The sequence below is a fragment of the Hydrogenophaga sp. BPS33 genome (assembly GCF_009859475.1).
Lineage (GTDB): Bacteria > Pseudomonadota > Gammaproteobacteria > Burkholderiales > Burkholderiaceae_C > Hydrogenophaga.
This window is the reverse complement of the sequence record NZ_CP044549.1, coordinates 31,331-50,129: the sequence shown is the minus strand read 5'-3', so window position 1 is coordinate 50,129 and position 18,799 is coordinate 31,331. Positions and strand designations below refer to the sequence as shown.

16 protein-coding genes and 1 pseudogene are annotated in these 18,799 nt (G+C 58.1%); 12 read left to right on the top strand and 5 right to left on the bottom strand.

Features of this window, described 5'->3' with window-relative positions; translation table 11 throughout:
- Positions 1 to 59: 59 nt before the first annotated feature.
- The gene (locus F9K07_RS00195) at positions 60 to 1,028 is read right to left on the bottom strand and encodes a Bug family tripartite tricarboxylate transporter substrate binding protein (RefSeq protein ID WP_159588216.1); all 969 of its coding nucleotides are present in this window, start codon (positions 1,026 to 1,028) and stop codon (positions 60 to 62) included.
- 34 nt (positions 1,029 to 1,062) lie between these two features.
- Positions 1,063 to 2,562 (bottom strand): argininosuccinate lyase, encoded by a 1,500-nt coding sequence (gene argH / locus F9K07_RS00190; RefSeq protein WP_159588214.1) that lies wholly within the window; start codon positions 2,560 to 2,562, stop codon positions 1,063 to 1,065.
- A 242-nt stretch (positions 2,563 to 2,804) separates the two neighbouring features.
- Here argH and F9K07_RS00185 point away from each other — a divergent pair, with 242 nt between their 5' ends.
- Positions 2,805 to 3,686 carry a LysR substrate-binding domain-containing protein gene (locus F9K07_RS00185; RefSeq protein WP_159588212.1) on the top strand — a complete coding sequence of 294 codons (882 nt, stop codon included), beginning with the start codon at positions 2,805 to 2,807 and terminating at the stop codon, positions 3,684 to 3,686.
- Positions 3,687 to 4,399: 713 nt separating this feature from the next.
- Here the strand turns inward: F9K07_RS00185 and F9K07_RS00180 are convergent.
- Entirely contained in the window at positions 4,400 to 5,329 is a 930-nt protein-coding gene (locus F9K07_RS00180; protein WP_159588210.1) for a LysR family transcriptional regulator, read from the bottom strand.
- 265 nt (positions 5,330 to 5,594) lie between these two features.
- Here F9K07_RS00180 and F9K07_RS00175 point away from each other — a divergent pair, with 265 nt between their 5' ends.
- Positions 5,595 to 6,911, top strand: a complete 1,317-nt coding sequence (locus F9K07_RS00175; RefSeq protein ID WP_159588208.1) for a serine hydrolase domain-containing protein — start codon at positions 5,595 to 5,597, stop codon at positions 6,909 to 6,911.
- A 303-nt stretch (positions 6,912 to 7,214) separates the two neighbouring features.
- Here F9K07_RS00175 and F9K07_RS00170 read toward each other — a convergent pair whose 3' ends face one another.
- Positions 7,215 to 8,402 (bottom strand): MFS transporter, encoded by a 1,188-nt coding sequence (locus F9K07_RS00170; RefSeq protein WP_159588206.1) that lies wholly within the window; start codon positions 8,400 to 8,402, stop codon positions 7,215 to 7,217.
- Between the two features lie 71 nt (positions 8,403 to 8,473).
- Between F9K07_RS00170 and F9K07_RS00165 the strand changes: the two genes are divergently transcribed.
- Positions 8,474 to 8,977: an Lrp/AsnC family transcriptional regulator gene (locus F9K07_RS00165; RefSeq protein WP_159588204.1), complete on the top strand. Its 504-nt coding sequence runs from the start codon at positions 8,474 to 8,476 to the stop codon at positions 8,975 to 8,977.
- A gap of 670 nt (positions 8,978 to 9,647) precedes the next feature.
- On the opposite strand, the pseudogene F9K07_RS00160 reads toward F9K07_RS00165, so the two are convergent.
- A pseudogene (locus F9K07_RS00160) lies at positions 9,648 to 10,021 on the bottom strand (IS3 family transposase); the annotation flags it as partial.
- Positions 10,022 to 10,184: 163 nt separating this feature from the next.
- Here F9K07_RS00160 and F9K07_RS00155 point away from each other — a divergent pair.
- The 9 genes from F9K07_RS00155 to F9K07_RS00115 all read left to right on the top strand — a co-directional run bounded on the left by F9K07_RS00155 (position 10,185) and on the right by F9K07_RS00115 (position 18,798).
- The gene (locus tag F9K07_RS00155) at positions 10,185 to 11,072 is read left to right on the top strand and encodes a TauD/TfdA dioxygenase family protein (protein ID WP_236581755.1); all 888 of its coding nucleotides are present in this window, start codon (positions 10,185 to 10,187) and stop codon (positions 11,070 to 11,072) included.
- A gap of 14 nt (positions 11,073 to 11,086) precedes the next feature.
- On the top strand, positions 11,087 to 12,055 hold the full coding sequence (locus F9K07_RS00150; RefSeq protein WP_159588200.1) for a Bug family tripartite tricarboxylate transporter substrate binding protein: 969 nt from the start codon (positions 11,087 to 11,089) through the stop codon (positions 12,053 to 12,055).
- A gap of 7 nt (positions 12,056 to 12,062) precedes the next feature.
- On the top strand, positions 12,063 to 13,049 hold the full coding sequence (locus F9K07_RS00145) for an HpcH/HpaI aldolase/citrate lyase family protein (protein ID WP_159588198.1): 987 nt from the start codon (positions 12,063 to 12,065) through the stop codon (positions 13,047 to 13,049).
- An 8-nt stretch (positions 13,050 to 13,057) separates the two neighbouring features.
- Positions 13,058 to 14,266, top strand: coding sequence for a CaiB/BaiF CoA transferase family protein (locus F9K07_RS00140; RefSeq protein WP_159588196.1), 1,209 nt, complete (start codon positions 13,058 to 13,060; stop codon positions 14,264 to 14,266).
- Between the two features lie 122 nt (positions 14,267 to 14,388).
- Positions 14,389 to 15,399, top strand: a complete 1,011-nt coding sequence (locus F9K07_RS00135; protein ID WP_159588194.1) for a Bug family tripartite tricarboxylate transporter substrate binding protein — start codon at positions 14,389 to 14,391, stop codon at positions 15,397 to 15,399.
- An 11-nt stretch (positions 15,400 to 15,410) separates the two neighbouring features.
- Entirely contained in the window at positions 15,411 to 16,340 is a 930-nt protein-coding gene (locus F9K07_RS00130) for an SDR family oxidoreductase (RefSeq protein WP_159588192.1), read from the top strand.
- 15 nt (positions 16,341 to 16,355) lie between these two features.
- A complete protein-coding gene (locus F9K07_RS00125; protein ID WP_159588190.1) occupies positions 16,356 to 17,219 on the top strand; it encodes a MaoC/PaaZ C-terminal domain-containing protein in 864 nt (287 codons plus the stop codon).
- Entirely contained in the window at positions 17,216 to 17,653 is a 438-nt protein-coding gene (locus F9K07_RS00120) for a Zn-ribbon domain-containing OB-fold protein (RefSeq protein WP_159588188.1), read from the top strand. Before F9K07_RS00125 ends, F9K07_RS00120 begins: the two co-directional genes overlap by 4 nt.
- Positions 17,650 to 18,798 carry a thiolase C-terminal domain-containing protein gene (locus F9K07_RS00115; RefSeq protein ID WP_159588186.1) on the top strand — a complete coding sequence of 383 codons (1,149 nt, stop codon included), beginning with the start codon at positions 17,650 to 17,652 and terminating at the stop codon, positions 18,796 to 18,798. Before F9K07_RS00120 ends, F9K07_RS00115 begins: the two co-directional genes overlap by 4 nt.
- The last annotated feature ends 1 nt before the right edge of the window (position 18,799 follow it).

Sequence of the window (18,799 nt, the reverse complement as noted above, 5' to 3'; positions counted from 1 at the left end):
CTTCGAAGATGACGTTCAGGCCAAAGGCGCGACAGGGGGAGCTGGACGACAAGCGACTCTTAGTCGAGGGTGACATTCGTCCTTTTGATCACCTCGGCCCACCGCTGCGTTTCAAATCGCACCAGATCTGCATATTCCTCGCTCGTCCCTGGCCGAGGAATCCCGCCTTGCGCAGCCAGCGCTTGCGCCACGGTCTTGTCCCGCGCGATCTTGTTGATCTCTGTAGCGAGCTTGTCGATGATCGGTTTTGGCGTGCCCGCTGGCGCCAACACGCCAGACCAGGAGTCCACAACAAAGTCGGCAACCCCCGCTTCGGCCATCGTCGGCACGTTTGGCAATGAAGGTGAACGCTCCGCTCCGGCAATGGCCAAAGCCCGCAACTTTCCCGACTGGATTTGTGAAAGAACAGTAGGCAGGTTCACGAACATCAGATCAATCTGCCCACCGAGCAAATCGTTGTTTGCTGGTCCAGCACCTTTGTACGGCACATGGTCAAAATCCGCCCCCGTCTTGTACTGGAACAGCTCCCCAATCAGGTGATTGACGCCGCCAGTTCCTGACGACCCCATGAACCTCCTCTTTCCGGCCTTCGACTCAGAAATCAGTTCTGCAACATTCTTTGCCGGAACCTTGCTGGAGACGACAAGCACGTTCGGAACTGTCGAAAAGAGAGCGACCTGAGCGAAGGCCTTATTGGGGTCATAAGGCAGCTTCTTGTAAAGAAACTGGTGGATCGACTGATGCGAAGACGCAGCAAGAAGAAGCGTGTAACCATCGGCAGGCGACTTTGCAACAAAGTCAGCTCCAAGTGTTCCTGCTGCACCGGCCTTGTTCTCGACGATCACCGTCTGACCGAGGGCACGTGAAAGTCGCTCCGCGAGAATCCGCCCAACGACATCGACAGTTCCTCCCGAAGCAAATGGCACGATCAATCGGACCGTCCTCTCCGGATAATTTTGTGCGATTGCTCCAGTAGCCGCGCAAGAGAAAGAAACAGCGGCTATCAGGGCTTTGGTAATTTTCTTCATGATTCGAGGCCTTAAGTGGTTTGAAATGGAGTGGTCACCGGCTGGCTAAAGCAAAGACGTCGCTCTTAAGTTGTTTGCGTGCCGAGTCAAGGCGCTGCTTTGTCGACTCAACGCTGTCCAGAATGCTCTTGATGTGGTCGCGTTGCTTCTCTACGGCAATAGCGACCTCTGAAGGTGCAGGACCTCCGCTACCCCGAGCGTTCACGCTCATGACAGGGTCCAGAAATCTGCGCAGCTTCTCCTCGGGCCATCCGACAGCAGCACCTATCACATCCACAGCCGCTCGATCGAGCATCTCGCTGGTCAGTTCGTTCGAGGATTTGCCAGCATCCATTGCCAGCCGAACCAATCCGCCGACGACGTGGTGCGCATCGCGAAAAGACATTCCCGATTCAGACACCAACCCATCCGCAAGATCGGTCGCAACGGAGAAGTCAAATCTCACATGGTCTAGCATGTTCTGCACTCGCGGCTCTACAGTGCTCATGATCAGCTCAAACAACGAGAGGCACCGGACAGTCTCCTCAGCTGACTCCCAGAAGTTCCTCATGCTTTCTCGGCTGCTGTCACCAGAGTGCGTGAAATTGGTTCCCTTGACCGCGATCAGCGCCGTATTCAGCAGACCAATGATGTGACTGCTCTTGCCCCTCAGGTACTCGAGCACAACAGGGTTCTTCTTCTGCGGCATGATGCTCGACACACTGGCGACACGATCGGGGAATGACACGAGTCCAAATTCGGGCGTAGACCAAATGTGGAAGTCTTGCGCCACACGTCCCCAAGTGAGCGCAACGATGGCCATTGCTGACATCGCCTCCCATGCAAAGTCTCTTGATGCAACTGCATCTAGCGTGTTGGGCATCAAAGTCGTGAAACCGAGTCCTGCCGCGGTCACGTTCCTGTCGATTGGGAAACGCGTTCCCGCCAAAGCGCCGGCGCCCAATGGCGATGCATCGATTCGTATCAGTGCGCATTGAAGCCTGTCCATGTCGCGGCCCAGTGCTTCGGCCACACCGCTTAGATAGAAGCCGAAGGTGATAGGTTGTGCCGGTTGCAAATGGGTATAGCCAGGCATCACCACGCTCGCGCAGTCGGCAGCGCGGTTGAGTGCAACGCTTCGTACACGCCCGAGGGCTTGGATCATGTTCAGCACAGCCCCCCGGGCCCTGATTCGGTCAATCGTCACAGAGAGATCGTTGCGGCTTCGTGCCGTGTGAAGCCGGCCCCCAATGTCGCGACCAGTCAGCGACATCAGCTTTGCTTCATAGTTGAAGTAGGGGTCTTCTTTCGCAGCGTCAAGGTCCACGGCAGAGGGACCCTCGGCCTCCATCTGCAACAGTCCCGCAGCCAGCTTCTTCGCAACGTCTGGCGAAACAATGCTGGTCTTGTGCAGCATCAGAAGATGAGCTTGATTGACCTCGTTGAGGTAAGCAAACACCTTTGAGAAGTCGCGTTCGAGACGCGGCCCGTAGATGTGTTCGCAGATCTCGCTGGCAAGCGATTCCTTGAGCCGACGGCTAACTTTCGATTCCATGTTTGATGTGTTTGTTGGGAGTGTGTGAGTATGAAAACGAGCTGCCATGCAGGTCAAATGACTGTTTTCATAGAGGCCATGCACTTTTGATATGTGGCATGGCGCCGCGAGCTTTCGGCGTGTCGATCAAGCGTGTTTAGTGCTGGTAGGCAATGCAAATTGCCTGTGTGCCAGCTCCTGCATTTCGACTACGATCATTCGGCTACAAGAGCACAAGACCCCACAGACTTGGCACCTTCGCAATGAACTTCAAACAGCTTGAGACGTTTCGCGCAGTGATGGTCACCGGATCTATGACCGTGGCCGCACAGCAGCTACACACATCTCAGTCCAACGTCAGCCGCGTCATTGGAAAGCTCGAAGCGGAAACTGGTTTTGAGCTTTTCGACCGACATGGAGGGCGCTTGGTACCAACCAAAGGAGCTGACGCGCTATTCAAAGAAATTGAACGCGCCTTCGTGGGACTGGACAGCATTGCCGAGTCTGCACGCGCGATCCGAGAACTTGGCTCAGGAACGCTCCGAGTTGCCGCGTCTGCTTCAATTTCGATGAGCGTCCTTCCCTCGGCAGTTCGCATGTTCGGTGAGAAATACCCTTACGTTCGCGTTGTCGTGGACACCAGTGCGTCGCCAATCATTGCGAACTGGATCGCCACACAGCATTGCGACATTGGGTTCGTCTCTTCCTACCCTGACAAGCCAGGTGTCGTAGCTTCCGTGATACACACTGAAAGCGCCGTTTGCGTCATGCCATCCCGGCACAGACTTGCGAAGAAAAAACATCTCGTACCGCAGGATCTAGATGGCGAACGTTTCATATCACTTCCTAGCGGAAGTCAGTCGAGGCGCGCTGTTGATGCCGCATTTTCCGGGCCTGGGCGCATCCTGGCACTTGAAACCACATTCGCTGCAACTATCTGCAGAATGGTCAGCGAGAAAGTAGGCGTGAGCCTGGTCAATCCCATGGTCAGCCGAGCAATGAAGCTACCTGGAGTCGTGGATGTGCCGTTCAAGCCGGACATCCCATTCAAGAGCTATATGCTCAAGGCTCAGTTGGCACCGCGTGATACGCACACGAGCTTTTTCGCTTCTTGTATGCGAGCGGCGTTCAAGCAACACCAATAGACACGTCTTTGTCCGACTCAAGATGTTTTTGAGTTGATCGTCGGCCAGGATTTTGTGCGTTGCGCACAAAAGCAAAAAGGCACTGAGACGAAGTCCCAGTGCCAGACAGTCCAGCTGTGGGCGACCGACCCGTCTCGTAAAGCTCTGTACGGGCGACCCAATTAATACCAGTCGTGCGCCGGTGAGTCGATGCCCGTCTCAACACCTTCGGCGACCACAAGCATGTAGGGTAGTCGCATCAACTAGCGAAAGCCAGTCGCAGAACTGTGGCGCGAGTCGCAACTACTTTGGCTCCCTACGCATCTACTGAGAGAGATGAAATAAAGCTGGACATGTAGCCCTTCGGAAACAAAGGGCGTCCAACTATATCTTGCACTCCCTGTGACCTTCAAACGTGAGAAAACTGGACATTCTGCTTGAGGGAGAACAAATAAGTTGGACTTCCTCACATCTACGGTTTCAGGCTGGTAGTTGCACGTCAACGCTCCCCCTCCGGACGAGCGCCACAGCGCATGGCAGTCCATTTCCGAACGGCTTCAGCGGCCAGCGCTGGCTCAGTTCTGCGAGTGGTTCCGATCGACTCCAGCCGATTCAGGTAGATGGTGCAGGAGATCGGAGTACTGGAAGCGGCCAGCTGCACTCAGCCATGGATGATCGATGGAGGTACTTGTAGCGTTCTTACCCCGCGCGCTGATGGGCCTGAATGTACGCACTCAGGTTTTCGACCCTCGCCGTTGGAGTTGGGACGACTGCTTGAACTGAGATTGGAGTTCGCTTGCAATCATTTCGGCGCAAGTGCTTGCAGCCGGGGAGAGCTTCTTTCCTTTCAAGGTGATCAGACAGATCTCGCGGGTGATTGCCGGATCCTTCAGAACAGCTACGTGATACTGTCCTTTGCGGTCTGGCGGTACGCTCATGAACGGCAACAGCGTGACGCCGAGGCCAGCCTCAATAAGGCTGAAGAGCGTTTGCTGGTGCATCACCTCGAACCTAGGTGAAAAGTCAAACCCAGCATCCTGGAAGGCCCGCTCGACTGTCTCACGAATCGCTGTTCCGCGCGGCATGCTCAGCTGAGGCTCGCGTGCAATCCGCTTCAGCGTGACTGTGGACCCCGTGTTCAGCGCAATGCTGTTGGGAAGCACCGCAACGATAGGGTCGCGAATGATCGGTTGAATGTCAAAGTCCTTGAGACCGCTCACACGTGGCCCAATCGCGAAGTCGGTCACTCTCTCTAAAACGTCGTTGTACATACCCTTCGCGAACGCTTCATGCAGTTCCAGAGTCACGCCTGGATACAGCCTTTGATATGCGGCAATGATGGGAGGCAGGCGGTGAGTCGAGACTGACGGGGCAGCTCCGATCGAAACCCGCCCGCGCCGAAGGATCGATTCTTCCCGGAGTTGCTGAGCGACCTCTTTTAGGTCTGCCATGACGCCCTTGCAGCGCAACAAAAAGGTGCGTCCCTCCGGGGTAAGACTCACACGCCGAGTCGTCCGCTCCAGTAAAGGCACTCCAAGATCCTCTTCGAGCTGCTGGACGTGCACGCTCACCACGGACTGCGATCGGTGCAGGAGTTCGGCAGCACGTCTGAAACTACCGGACTCCGCAACCGCCAAAAAGGTTTCGATCTGCCGAATGTTCATTGAGCGTACAGGTAGATGGTGGAAGCGATCACCCGATTGTGGGTGTAGGTGCGAACACCCACGCCAGACAATTTTGGGGTATCGCCATGCAAGAAGCCGACCAAGATGCTGTGGAACTACGGACCACACCTCTCTTCGCCTTAACGCGATGTTCCGGCATTCACATCTGATTATTGATCGTCCTGCCGGGATAATCGTTCGAATAATCCCAATTGTTTGCACACTTCAACGCTGCTTAAATCCATCTCATCAAAGGAGACACGAAATGACTGCAGCAGCAGAGGTAAAGAAGATGGCTTCCACATTCCAAACTCGTCGCGGGATATTAATCGGAGCGGCCGCCGTGGCGGCGACTGTGCCGCTCGGGGCACAAACCTTGGCGCAAGCCCGTAACCCGCAGCCAGTCAAACCACGCGTAGTCCGGACAGTTCGGGGAACAATTCTTCCTGGGTACGAAGGCGTCCTGGAGGCATTCGAGGAAAACTTCGCGTCGGGCCTGGAAACTGGCGCCTCTTTTGCCGTTTACCGTGACGGAAAGCCTTTGGTCGAGCTTTGGGGCGGCACGGCCGCCCTAGAAGGGGCTGTCCCAGTCACTGATCGAACACTTTTTACCCTCCACTCCGCATCGAAGGGCCTTGCGGCCATTTGCATCGCGATGCTGGTCGATAGGGGAAAGCTCGACTACGAGGCTCCGGTCGCTAGGTATTGGCCCGAATTTGCAGCCAACGGCAAATCGGCGATCACCGTCGGCCAATTGATGTCGCACCAGGCAGGGCTCCCAACGTGGCGCGTTGGCCCCATAACATTTGACGATTTGATATCGCACGACAAAGTTGCCGCCAAGCTTGCGGCGCAGGAGCCGTTCTTTAAGCCGGGTCTCTGGGCGTATCACGCGTGGACTATGGGAACATTGTCGGACGAGCTTGTTCGTCGAACCGATGGACGCACAATACATCGCTTCTACGAGGAAGAAGTAAGGTCGAAGCTTGACATCGATGCCTTCCTCGGCCTTCCTCCCACGGAAGTTCAGCGCACTGCCCTGATGGTGCCGACGCCGGGCGCCAGTGCGTCTTTCGATTCTCCCAATCCGAAGATCGGTGCCGCTCCGGGCAGGCCTGTAGAGGGACTCCTTACTGACAGCGCAGCCCAGCAGCGCCGTGCGCAGGCAAGCGGGTTCCCCGCTGCATGGGGCACGGGAAGCGCACGGGCGTTGGCTCAACTTTACGGCAGTCTGGTTCGCCGCGACGGGCCACTGGTGAGCACGCGGGCACTCGAAGTAGCGACGCGTCCGCGCGTTTTCGGATTTGACCAAAGCAGCGGTGGGCTTGGTGGATATTCGGCGGGATTTCGCGTCAATGCCTCCGGCCGACACGGAGCCAACCCGGCGTCGTTCGGGCATGAGGGTGCGGGTGGCATATTGGGCGTGGCCGATCCGACGCGACGATTGGGTATTGGCTATACCATGAACAAGATGCTGTCACCCGTGTGGTCGGGGCCCGATCCTCGGACAAGGAACCTCCTCCTTGCACTCTACGCCGTGGAAGAGATGGACCGCTTCAAGGCGGAAGGGGCAGCGGCATAGTCGAGCGCGAAGGATCAGCCCAAGCCGCATCCTCGAGGTTGGGAAATGAGCGGCTCCATCCCACGCAGAAAAAATTCGAGCAAGCGCGCGTTGCATCCGTTCGTGTTGAGCGCTGCGTAACTGCTCAATCTGTTGTTGCCTGAACTCGCGCGGCGATTTCATGCTCAAGCTTGAGTGTGGGTGGACCTCGTTGAAGTGCTCAAACGCCGTAAGCGGCCGGCGTCCCATCTGATGGTAGCTGCTCCCCAGCTCCGAGGCTAGACTTCAGGAATCGGCGGCCAGAAGCAGTCATTCCTACAAATCTCAATGCACTTGCATCGCCTTCAATTTCCCCATCGCCGCACCGCGCCGGTCGAGCAGGCCCGAGGCAATCGCCAACACCAGTGCGCCCAGCGAAATCAGTCCACCCGCCCAGTTGGGTGAACTGAAGCCGAAGCCGTGCGCGATGACCCAGCCGCCCAGCCAGGCACCCAGCGCGTTGCCCAGGTTGAACAGGCCGATGTTGACCGCTGACGCCAGCGTGGGTGCGCCCGCTGCCTTGGCCTTGTCCATCACCAGCTTCTGAATCGGCGAGACCGTTGCGAAGCCGAACGCCGCCATCAGGAAGATGCACACCACGGACGCGGCTTGGTTGCCGGCCACGAAATGGAAGACAAACAGCACGATGGCCTGCGCCAGCAAGGTGCCATACAGCATGGGCATCAGGGCCCGGTCCGCATAATGGCCGCCCAGCCAGTTGCCGGCAAACAGGCCGGCGCCGAACACCATCAGCAACCAGGTGATGGCACTCTCGGGGAAGCCGGTGACCTCGGTCATCATGGGCGCGATGTAAGTGATGGACGTGAAAAAGGCAGCGGGGCCGAGCACAGTGATTCCCATCGCCAGCAGGACCTTGGGATTGCCGAACGCGGCGAACTCATGGCCGAAGGGCTGGGGCTTCGGCTTCGGTGTCGCAGGAATGAGTACCAGCACGGCCGCCACGGTGGCGAGACCAATCGCGGTGATGGCATAAAACGTCACTTGCCAGGAGAATTGCTGACCCAGCCACGTGCCGACCGGCACGCCCACCAGGTTGGCCACGGTCAGGCCGGAGAACATGAAGGCGATTGCACGGACCCGCTTTTCTTTTGGCACCATCTCCGCGGCCAGCACCGATCCGATGCCGAAGAATGCACCATGGGTCAGCGATGTGATGAGCCGGCCGACGATGGCCACTTCGAGGGACGGCGCCAGGGCTGTCACCAGGTTGCCCATTACGAACAACCCGGCCAGGTAGGCAAGCATCGACTTCTTGGAGGTGCGCGAGCCCAGGATGATGAGCGCTGGTGCCCCTACGAACACGCCCAGTGCGTAGCTCGTCGCCAGGCGCGCGGCGACAGGGATGGAGACGCCGAAATCGGCGGCGATGGCCGGCAGCAGCCCAGCGATGACGAATTCAGTGGTTCCGATTCCGAAGGCCCCGATGACGAGGGCCCATAGCGCAAAAGGCATGGTGTTTTCCTATGACTAAAAATGTTCAGTTGATGCATGATTACTGAACATCAGTAGGAAATAAACAGAAAATGCCTAACAAAACAGAAGAAACGAATGCTGTGAGGCAAGTGCGTCACCAGCCGGTGAAACTGGACGAGGCAGACCGAAAAATATTAGGCCTCCTGGCAGCAGACAGCTCGCAAACTTACGCCGAGCTGAGCGAAATCCTGCACCTGTCGGCGCCTGCGGTCCATGACCGCGTCAAGCGCCTCAAGCGCGACGGCGTCATCAAGGCCACGGTCGCACAAATCGATGGCTGCAAGGTGGGGCGCACGCTGCTGACCTTCGTTCTGGTGAACACGAAGAACGTGGTGAGCACGAAGCGGCTCCTGACGCTGAGCAACCTCCCTGAAATCGAGGAGATTCACACCGTGACAGGCGATAGCAGTGTGATGCTCAAGGTGCGCGCGCATGACACGGAGAGTCTGGAAGAACTGCTCGGCAAAGTACAGGACGTCGACGGCGTTGAAAGCACGCGCAGCTATGTAGTGCTGTCCACATTCGTCGAACGTGGTCCGGACCCACATCTTTAGCGCGCTTTCGGAAATCCGGGGGCAAGCGGCGGCTTTGGGCCCAGGCTGTGTGAAAACTTATCGCGGTCGACCCCAAGGGATGGCCCAAGGATCGGCTTCGGTAGGCGTGGTGTGGGCGCGCTGCGCCAAAGACAGCCACTACACGTGCCAGCGCAGTCTCGGTGCCAGCTCGCATGTCAAGCGGCTCGGTGGAAAGCCACAGTGGATCAATGCGGTTCATCGGAGCCAGTCGCGCAGCGACGCTGCACATGGCGCTGCATCTTCCAGTGGCCAGTTCACGGTGAGTACGCCGGCACTGCGACGAACCTCAACGTGGATCGAGCGCGCCACGGGCGGTGAGCTGGTGTCAGTTGCTGGGACCTGTTCAACTGGTCGAGGCAGATTCAGCGCAACGAAACTCATTCCGGGGCGCTGGCAACAGGGCGTCCGCTTGCTCGCGCATCCAGCGATGAACGATGTTGGCGTTGATTCCGTGTGCAAGCGCTACGCATGCCACTGACGCGTCAGACCTGGCATTCAGCCACGATCTGGTCTTTGAGTTGTGGTGGGTAGTAGCGCCGATTGGGGCGTTGGGCGATCGTGTCGTTCGCCATGGCGTGCATGATCTTCATCGTGCACACGATGCCTCGGCGCTGTGTCTAGCTCAAGATGGGATTGCCGGACGCGTACCAAACGCCGCAGGCAACTGTGCCAGGACGGTGCGTGCATCGCTGAGGTCCATTCGACTGACGTTGTCGCGCTTGAAGGTGTTGACGAAGCTCTCGGCCATGCCGTTGATCTGTGGACTGCAAACCGAGGTATTGACCGGCGTGAGGCCCAGGGTTCTGACGACGCGTCGAGTTTCCTGGGCGACGTAGTGCTGCCGTTGTCCGGCAGGACCTGCAGCAGGTGCCCCGCGGGCATGGCCTCCACGGCCCCGAAGTGCCTCTCGACGGCTTCGATGAGCATCTCGCGCACTGGCTCGCCTGGGAGCTCTTTGCCCTCCCACGCGCGGAACGCCCTGATTTCGCGATCACTGCAGTCCTTTTCGAACGTAGCGGTCACGATGACTGGTCATTCAGGGGGCAAGCTCAGTCGTCGCCTGTGACGCAGTTTACAAATTCCGTTCACGATAATTGATCGTCTAAACGGGATAATCGTTCCAATAATCCCACTTGTGTGCACACTTCATCACTGCTTAAATCCATCACATCAAAGGAGACACGAAATGACTGCTGCAACACCTTCTCGGTCCACCACGGAGGCAAGTGCCCTCGTGATCAAACCTCTGTCCTCGTTCACGGGTGCCGAATGCACAGGCGTCGATTTGGCCAACCTGAAGGCGGGCGAATGGGATCGCCTGAGGGAGGCCTATGGCACCTACTCGATCCTCGTTGTCCGTGACCAGCAACTTTCCAAGCCCGACCAGATCGCCTTCAGTGAGCGATTCGGCGAGCTTGAACTGCCCATTCGCGCCGACTATCTCGGCAAGGACTACCCGGCGCTGCACGTCGTGAGCAATCTCGGAAAGGACGGCAAGCCCAATCCGAAGGCCGCGCTAGACAATCCTGGCAACTTCTTCTGGCACACCGATGCGTCCTACATGCAGCGGCCGGCATCGTCCACACTGCTCTACGCCATTGAGATTCCGCCCAGCGGCGGTGACACGTTGTTCGCGAACATGCACGCAGCTTACGACGCGTTGTCGACGGAAATGAAGCAGCGCATCGATGGGCTCCGTGCCGTGCACAGCTGGGAGCAATCCCGGCACAACTCAGGAAGCCGGCCTGCATCCGCAGAAGAGATCGCGGCTGCGCCGCCGGTCGCGCACCCGCTCGTGCGGACCCATCCCAAGACGGGGCGCAAGGGCCTGTACCTCGGCAACCACACTTCCCATATCGAAGGGATGCCTATTGAAGAAGGGCGGGCGCTCCTCAAGCAGCTCCTGGAGCACACGACGCAAGCCCAGTTCATCTACCGTCACCAATGGCTGACGGGAGATATCGTCATCTGGGATAACCGAAGCCTCATGCACAAGGCCAGCGACGACTTCGACATGGGTGGTCACGTTCGACGCCTGCATCGCACCGTGGTCCAGGGCGACGTGCCTCGCTGACCGGGGAGCCTAGCATGCGAACAATCCTCCACCCTTTGGCTGCTGCACTCATGTGCCTGCTTGGCTTCGCCCTTCCTGCCAAGGCAGCAACCTTTCCTGAAAAGACCATCCGGTTCATCGTTCCCAACACGGCGGGCAGTGCAACCGACCAGCTTGCGCGAGCGATAGCATCCACTGTGCAGCAACGAAGTGGCGTGCCTGTACTTGTGGACAACAAGCCGGGCGCGAACGGAATTCTGGCAGCCGAGTCCGTTGCGCGGTCGGCGCCGGACGGGTACACAGTGTTGATAGGCAACTCGACAACCAACGCGGCGAACCCTTCTCTCTACAAAAAACTGTCTTACGACGCCGATAAGGACTTTGCGCCCATATCCGGACTTGGGCGTGGCTCGCAGGTCCTCGTTGTTAACAACGATCTTCCGGTGAAAACGATCGCAGATTTGATCGGCTTGGTCAAGGCCAATCCCGACAAATATGCGTATGGCAGTGGAGGCGCGTCTGCGAGAGTCGCCAGTGAAACCTTCGCCCAAATGGCAGGAGTCAAGTTGCTGCATGTTCCCTACAAAGGGAATCCCCCGGCAATGGCGGATTTGATTGCGGGTCAGATCCAAATCTTCTTTCCGGACATGACCACGGCACTGCCAATGATCCGCGGCGGCAAGGTGCGCGCACTCGCGGTTACCAGCAAGACGAGATCTTCATACCTGCCGGAATTGCCCACGCTGCAAGAAGCAGGTCTTAGTGGCTACCAAGCCGGGTACTGGTTTGCAGCTTATGCGCCCGCTGGAACGCCACCGGAGATTGTCTCGGCACTGAACAAGCTCATCAGCGAAGGTGTCCGCTCGGAAGGCGCAACAACTTTCTTTCGCAACAACGGAATGGAAGCGTTCGCGACGACACCAGAGCAACTGCGTTCCTTCACCCGTGAGGAGATTGCGAACTGGGCTACCTCCGCTAAGGCAGCGGGCATTCAACCGGAATGATCCAAACATGACTTCTATCAAAATTCCTTCTCGCCGCTTCCGGGTGCACCGCTCCGAACTTGCCGTTCCTGCCTCTTCCGAGCACTTTTTCGAGAAGGCTGCGCGCAGCAATGTCGATGTCGTCTTCCTTGATCTTGAGGATTCGGTGGCTCCAGCTCAGAAAGACGCTGCGCGCAAGCTGGCCATTGCTGCATTGCGTGACATCGATTGGGGCAACAAGACGGTGGCAGTTAGAGTGAACGGGCTTGACACCCAATGGGGCTGGCGGGACATTGTCGAGGTAGCTCAATCGAGTCCACGGCTCGATCTCATTCTCCTTCCAAAAGCAGGGGGAGCTCGCGACATCGAATTTGTCGAAACGCTCCTCACGGGCATCGAAGCCGAGATCGGAAGAACGGACCCTATCGGGATCGAAGCGCTGATCGAGACCGCGCTAGGACTTGCCAACGTCGAAGAGATCGCCCGATCCTCGGACAGGCTGGAAGCATTGATCTTTGGTGTAGGCGATTTCATCATCAGCATGCAGGCGCCGGACCGCATGGTCGGTGCGATCAACCCAGACTACGCGGTGCTCACCGATGCGGACACGAATGGCCGTCGGCATGCTCACTACAACGATCAATGGCATCACGCCATGGCGCGTATTGCAGCTGCTTGCCGTGCCTATGGGTTGCGTCCAGTGGATGGGCCGTATACCAACTTCCGAGACGAGCAGGGATACAAGGCATCGGCCGCACGCGCAAGGGCGCTCGGCTTCGACGGCAAATGGGCCATTCATCCTCATCAGGTGGACTGGGCCAACGAGGTGTTCACGCCTTCGGAAACTTTGGTCGCCTGGGCCGAGAAAGTCTCAGCGGCCGTGCGCGAGGCCGCTGCCAAGGGACAAGGCGCCATCAGTATTGATGGCGAGCTGGTCGATCTTGCTCACCTGAAGATGACCCATAACGTCCTGGAGCGCAGCCGCGCGATCAGCGCCCGCACTAACGCAGCATGAGTGAACACATGACTTCTGAAACCGAGAAACCGCTGTCCGGACTGCGTGTCCTGGATATTGCGACCTTCATCGCTGCTCCTTTCTGCGGCTCAACGCTCGCCGAGTTCGGTGCGGAGGTCATCAAGATCGAGCAGCCTGGAATTGGTGATCCTCTGCGCTATTGGGGAACCACTACGGATTGCGGAGATTCGCTTGTTTGGCTGAGCGAGGCTCGCAACAAGAAGTCCGTTACCCTCGACCTGCGGCTGCAGGCTGGAAAGGAAATCTTCCGCAAGCTCGTTGAGAAATCGGATGTCGTTCTGGAGAACTTTCGTCCTGGAACACTCGAGAAGTGGGGTCTTGGGTTCGAGGACTTGTCCAAGATCAATCCCCGACTGGTGATGCTGCGCGTCAGCGCTTACGGACAGACCGGCCCTTACAAGGACAAGCCAGGCTATGCGCGCATCGCTCATGCCTTTAGTGGTCTGTCGCACCTTGCACGTGAGCCAGGTGCCAAACCCGTCATGCCGGGGTCGACATCGCTTGCCGACTACTTCTCTGGGCTGTACGGCGCCGTTGGTGTGTTGCTCGCTTTGCGTTCACTCGAAAAATCCGGGCGAGGTCAGTTCATCGATATCGGTCTGTACGAGTCCGTTTTCCGGATCATGGACGAACTCGTGCCGTCGTATGGCCGGAACAAGTTTGTGCGCCAACCCATGGGCGCTGACACGGTAAACATCGTTCCACACAGCCACTATCGGACTGCCGATGATCGGTGGGTGGCAATCGCGTGTTCCAGTGATCGGATGTTCGAAAGGCTCGCTGTGACCATGGGACGTCCCGAGCTCGCGCAGGACGTTCGATACAAAACCATGGGCGAGCGCGACAAGCGTCGGGATGAGTTGAACAAGATGGTGGGTGACTGGGCCGCCAGCTATGCCGCAAAAGACGTCCTTGACCTCTGTGAAGCGAACGAAATGGCTTGTGGGCTGCTGTACGACATCGAGGACATCTTCAATGATCCTCAGTACAAAGCGCGCGGCAATATCAAGCAGATGGCAGACGAAAGGGTAGGAGACTTCCACGCGCCCAACGTGGTTCCCAGGCTCTCGGCGACGCCTGGCTCTCTTGACACCCTGGGTCCAGCTCTTGGGGCTCATACAGAGGAAGTACTTAGCGACCTGCTATCGATGACTGCGGGCGATTTCGAAAGCCTGCGCAAGGCGAAGGTGATTTGAGTTCCATCGCGCTGCTGTTCTTGGCAGTGCTCTCTCGCAAGCAAGTTGGATGGATCGGCGTAGCGGCGGCGTTCGAGCGACCGCCGAACGTCTAGCACTTTTACTACAACTGGAGACAACGCATGACGACTACAAGTAGACAGCAGAAGGACGATAGGCCAATCCAATCCTTCGAACCCAAGCGACGCAAGTTTCTCGGCGCGATGATCGCAGCAGGAGCCAGCTTTGGTGTATCCGCTTCGGACCGCTCTCAACCATTTCGCGTCCTGGTGCCTATCGGTCCGGGCAGTATGTCCGACACATTGGTACGGGGGTTGACACTACCCCTTGGCAAAGAACTCGGTCAAGCCGTTGTCGTGGAGAATTTGCCCGGAGCCAATGGCGTCATTGCGGTACAGGCCTTGATGCGTGCTCCCGCCGATGGAAACAGCGTGATGGTGCTAACGCCATCAACTGGGGTCATCAATGAGCTGGTAAATAAAGATCTTCCGTACAGCATGGAGAGAGATTTTCGCCTGCTTAGCATTGCCACGCGCGGGCCCATGGTCCTTACCGTAGGTGCAGGTTCCAAATACAAGACGCTTCAGGAATTAATGGCCGAAGTACGCGCGCGCCCCGGCAGCGTCACGATGGGTGGATATGGCGATTACTTCCGCATAAGCCTTTCCACTATGGAACAAGCAACTGGCACCCGATTCACCTACGTCCCCTACGCAGGATCAGCGGGCTCGTTGATCACCAATCTCATGCAAGGCATTGTCGATGTTGCCCAGATGGATCCGAGCAGTGTTCTGGGATTGTTGAAGGACCGCAAGCTTATTGCATTGGCTGTTACCGGCCGCGATCGAAGCGCCCTGCTTCCGGACGTGCCCAGTATGAAGGAGCTGGGCGTCCCGTACGAGAACTACGGCTGGATGGCGTTCGGCATGCGTAGGAATACACCGGATGACGTGGCGCGGCGGGTCGAAGTGGCTCTGTCAAATGCGATCAAGAGTCCGGAGTTTGGCAACTTAGTTAGCCGCCTGGGCGGAAATGAAGTGCTGGGTCTGTCGGGAAGTGATGCGACGGAATTTTTGGCGATGGAGCGCAAGCGGTATGCGCAGGCGGTCAACGCCACTCAACCTAACAAGTAAAGGAATAGTTGATGGAACGCAATTGTGAGAACCGTATCGTCGTGATCACGGGTGCAGGACGAGGGCTGGGGCGCGAGTACGCCTTGGCATTCGCCAAACAAGGCGCCAAGGTGGTGGTCAATGATCTCGGATCGAACCCAGATGGAGGTGGGGTTGACAGCACTCCCGCGCAGCAAGTGGTGGATGAGATCATCGGGTTCGGCGGTACGGCCGTTGCCAACGGGGACGATGTGTCAGATTGGCAAGGCGCCAAGCGGATCATCGACTGCGCTCGCGAGAACTTCGGGGGATTGGATGTCCTGGTGAACAACGCCGGCATCCTTCGCGATCGCATGCTGGTGAGCATGACCGAGGAAGACTGGGATTCGGTCATACGCGTGCACCTTAAGGGAACTGCTGCGTGCGCACATCACGCCGCTGCCTACTGGCGTGAGGAATCGAAATCTGGACGTGCGAGGACGGCGCGCCTCATCAATACCGGTTCCTCCGCGGGACTCTACTGCCACCCTGGACAAAGCAACTACGGCTCGGCCAAAGCGGCGATCACGGCTTTGACTGTTATTGCGTCACGCGAGTTGGAGCGATACGGCGTGACTGTCAATGCCATCTACCCGACCGCCTGGAGCAGGCTCACGCAAGATGTGTTCGGCAAGGTAGCAGGTATTGAAGCCCCCAAGCCGATCGGTGACTTCGATCCTCTCGATGCCGCGAACGTGGCACCCGTTGTGGTGTGGCTGGGCAGCGAGCGCTCGTCGAGCATTACCGGACGCGTCTTCGGTCTGCGTGGCGGACGCATAACGGTCGCCGAAGGTTGGCGCGTCGGCCCCCGAGTCGAAAAGGAAGGTCGTTGGACGCTGGATGAACTTGATTCCGTCCTGCCGGACCTCCACAAGCGGGCCTCTCCAAACGCTGACCGCAACGGCGATATCGCAACGGCTTGAAGGAGGCTGCTCAATATGGCTCTTGACATGAGTTCAATCGGTAGACCGGCACCGGTCGCCGAGGTCGCTTGGGATTCGCGCGACGCGATGCTGTATGCCATTGGCGTTGGCGCCGGGCAGCAAGATCCTGGCAAGGAATTGCAGTTTACGACCGAGAATTCCGAGGACTTCGTCCAATGCGTGTTGCCGACTTATGCGGTCGTCATCATGCAGAACGCAGGTAACCGGCCCTTCTTCGGCGATATCGATCGCAGCAAGTCCGTGCATGCGGAGCAAGGCTTCGAACTGTTCCGGCCGTTACCTGTGAACGGCAAGGTTCGCGTTACCAACCAGGTTGTGGCCATCGAGGACAAGGGTTCCGGTGCGTTGATTCGTTTCCATGGCGAAGCCTTCGACGTCGAAACCGATGAGCTGTTGATGACATCGACATCTGCGAGCTTTGTTCGAGACGCGGGCGGGTTTGATCCAGGTCGCAAGAGTGTTCCTGTGCAGCCTATGCCAGAAACTGAGCCCGATGTGGTCGTGGAAGCAGAAACGCGTCAGGATCAGGCACTCCTTTATCGACTCAGCGGTGACCGCAACCCGCTGCACAGCGATCCGTCTTTTGCCAAGCGCGGAGGCTTTCCCAGGCCCATCCTTCACGGGATGTGCACTTACGGCGTCACGGGACGGTTGCTTCTGAACGCCTTCTGCGACGGCGACCCGAGTCGCGTGCGCTCGATGTCCGCGCGCTTTACGCGCCCTGTCATGCCAGGCGACACACTCAAGGTCTTGGGCTGGCACGACAGTGATGGCGTGCGTTTCCGTACGCTCAATGGCAAGGGTGAACCCGTGATGGACTACGGGAGCCTGAAGTTCGCAACTGAAAGCCGCTCATGACCGCCGAATCGTCGACTGGGAAGGCCTTGCCGGAACCCACGCCCATAACCCGTCCCTATTGGGATGCACTTAAGGCGCACGAGTTGCAGCTTCAGCACTGTGAAGCATGCGGGCAGTACACGTTCTACCCGCGTCTGCGCTGCGAGCACTGCGGCAAGGACGCGCTGAAGTGGACGCCGGTCAGTGGTCGCGGCACTCTGCACTCTTACATCATCAACCATGTGGCTCCACCTGGATGGGAGCAGGACGTTCCGTACGTTGTCGCTGTCGTCAAGTTGGAAGAGGGTCCTCGCATGCTCAGCAATCTCCGCGGTGTTCCACCTGACCCGGAGTTATTGAAGCTCGACATGCCCTTGCAAGTCGCGTTCGTACCGCGTGGCGACATGGTGTTGACCGTGTTTGAGCCTTTGCAGCTTAAAGGATCCCAAGCGTGAATCATCAACCTATCGCGATCGTCGGCGCGGCCGAGACCGAATTGGGCGCCTTGCCTCATCTTTCTGAGCTGGATCTCCGAGCGGATGCAGCGTATCGAGCTTTGGCTGATGCCGGTCTCGAGGTCAAAGACATTGACGGAATCGCAACTGCGGTCGAGCCTCCGAACGATATGGCCCATATGCTGGGCATCACTCCAAGCTGGTACGACGGCACATCGGTTGGTGGCTGTTCGTTCCTTGTTCACGTCGCCCACGCGGCTGCGGCCATACGCCAAGGCAAATGCAAGAACGTACTCGTGATCCACGGCGAGTCTGGACGTTCAAGGGTGGGATTCCGACCTGCCCGGCAACGCCCCCCTCATTCCATGAGCGGGCAGTTCGAAGTGCCTTATGGCGTTCACACGGCGGCCAACATGTTCACCTTGCCGGTGATGCGGTTCATGAAGGACACCGGAACCACACACGAGCATCTGGCACATGTGCCAGTGGCGCAAAGCCACTGGTCCTTGGACAATCCGCGCGCAAGCAGGAGGCGTCTGCTGAGCGTCGATGACGTGATGGCTTCGCCTTTCATTGCCTACCCTTTCCACAAGCTGGAGTGCTGCGTTGTCACCGATGGCGGTGGAGCACTGGTCATCACATCGGCCGATCGCGCGCGCGATCTTCGCCGTTCGAAAAACCCGGTCTACGTGCTGGGCTCGGGTGAGGCGTCGGACAGTGCCTGTATTTCAATGATGGACGATATGAGTTCGTCAAAGGCCTTTCGGCTTTCAAGCCGCGCCGCGTTCAAGGAGGCTGGCATCAAGCATTCGGACGTGGATCATTTGATGATCTACGACGCTTTCGCCCACTTGCCGCTTTTCGGCCTGGAGGACCTTGGATTTGTCGGACGTGGCGAGGCAGGAGATTTCATCGCCGAAGGCAACACGCGCCCTGGCGGTCGCCTGCCGATGAACACAAACGGCGGAGGTTTGCTCTACACACACACCGGCATGTACGGCATGTTCGCCATTCAGGAGGCTGTGCGGCAGTTGCGGGGCGAGGCTTTCCGTCAGGTCGAGAACGTTCGCACGAGCGTGGTGCAAGGCGTTGGCGGGATGTTCACTGCCGCAGCCACCCTCGTTCTTGGCAACCAACAGCCCTGAA

Coding starts and splice junctions, on each gene's coding strand:
- F9K07_RS00195 (WP_159588216.1), bottom strand. CDS start 1,028: ATGAAGAAAATTACCAAAGCCCTGATAGCCGCTGTTTCTTTCTCTTGC.
- argH (WP_159588214.1), bottom strand. CDS start 2,562: ATGGAATCGAAAGTTAGCCGTCGGCTCAAGGAATCGCTTGCCAGCGAG.
- F9K07_RS00185 (WP_159588212.1), top strand. CDS start 2,805: ATGAACTTCAAACAGCTTGAGACGTTTCGCGCAGTGATGGTCACCGGA.
- F9K07_RS00180 (WP_159588210.1), bottom strand. CDS start 5,329: ATGAACATTCGGCAGATCGAAACCTTTTTGGCGGTTGCGGAGTCCGGT.
- F9K07_RS00175 (WP_159588208.1), top strand. CDS start 5,595: ATGACTGCAGCAGCAGAGGTAAAGAAGATGGCTTCCACATTCCAAACT.
- F9K07_RS00170 (WP_159588206.1), bottom strand. CDS start 8,402: ATGCCTTTTGCGCTATGGGCCCTCGTCATCGGGGCCTTCGGAATCGGA.
- F9K07_RS00165 (WP_159588204.1), top strand. CDS start 8,474: ATGCCTAACAAAACAGAAGAAACGAATGCTGTGAGGCAAGTGCGTCAC.
- F9K07_RS00155 (WP_236581755.1), top strand. CDS start 10,185: ATGACTGCTGCAACACCTTCTCGGTCCACCACGGAGGCAAGTGCCCTC.
- F9K07_RS00150 (WP_159588200.1), top strand. CDS start 11,087: ATGCGAACAATCCTCCACCCTTTGGCTGCTGCACTCATGTGCCTGCTT.
- F9K07_RS00145 (WP_159588198.1), top strand. CDS start 12,063: ATGACTTCTATCAAAATTCCTTCTCGCCGCTTCCGGGTGCACCGCTCC.
- F9K07_RS00140 (WP_159588196.1), top strand. CDS start 13,058: ATGACTTCTGAAACCGAGAAACCGCTGTCCGGACTGCGTGTCCTGGAT.
- F9K07_RS00135 (WP_159588194.1), top strand. CDS start 14,389: ATGACGACTACAAGTAGACAGCAGAAGGACGATAGGCCAATCCAATCC.
- F9K07_RS00130 (WP_159588192.1), top strand. CDS start 15,411: ATGGAACGCAATTGTGAGAACCGTATCGTCGTGATCACGGGTGCAGGA.
- F9K07_RS00125 (WP_159588190.1), top strand. CDS start 16,356: ATGGCTCTTGACATGAGTTCAATCGGTAGACCGGCACCGGTCGCCGAG.
- F9K07_RS00120 (WP_159588188.1), top strand. CDS start 17,216: ATGACCGCCGAATCGTCGACTGGGAAGGCCTTGCCGGAACCCACGCCC.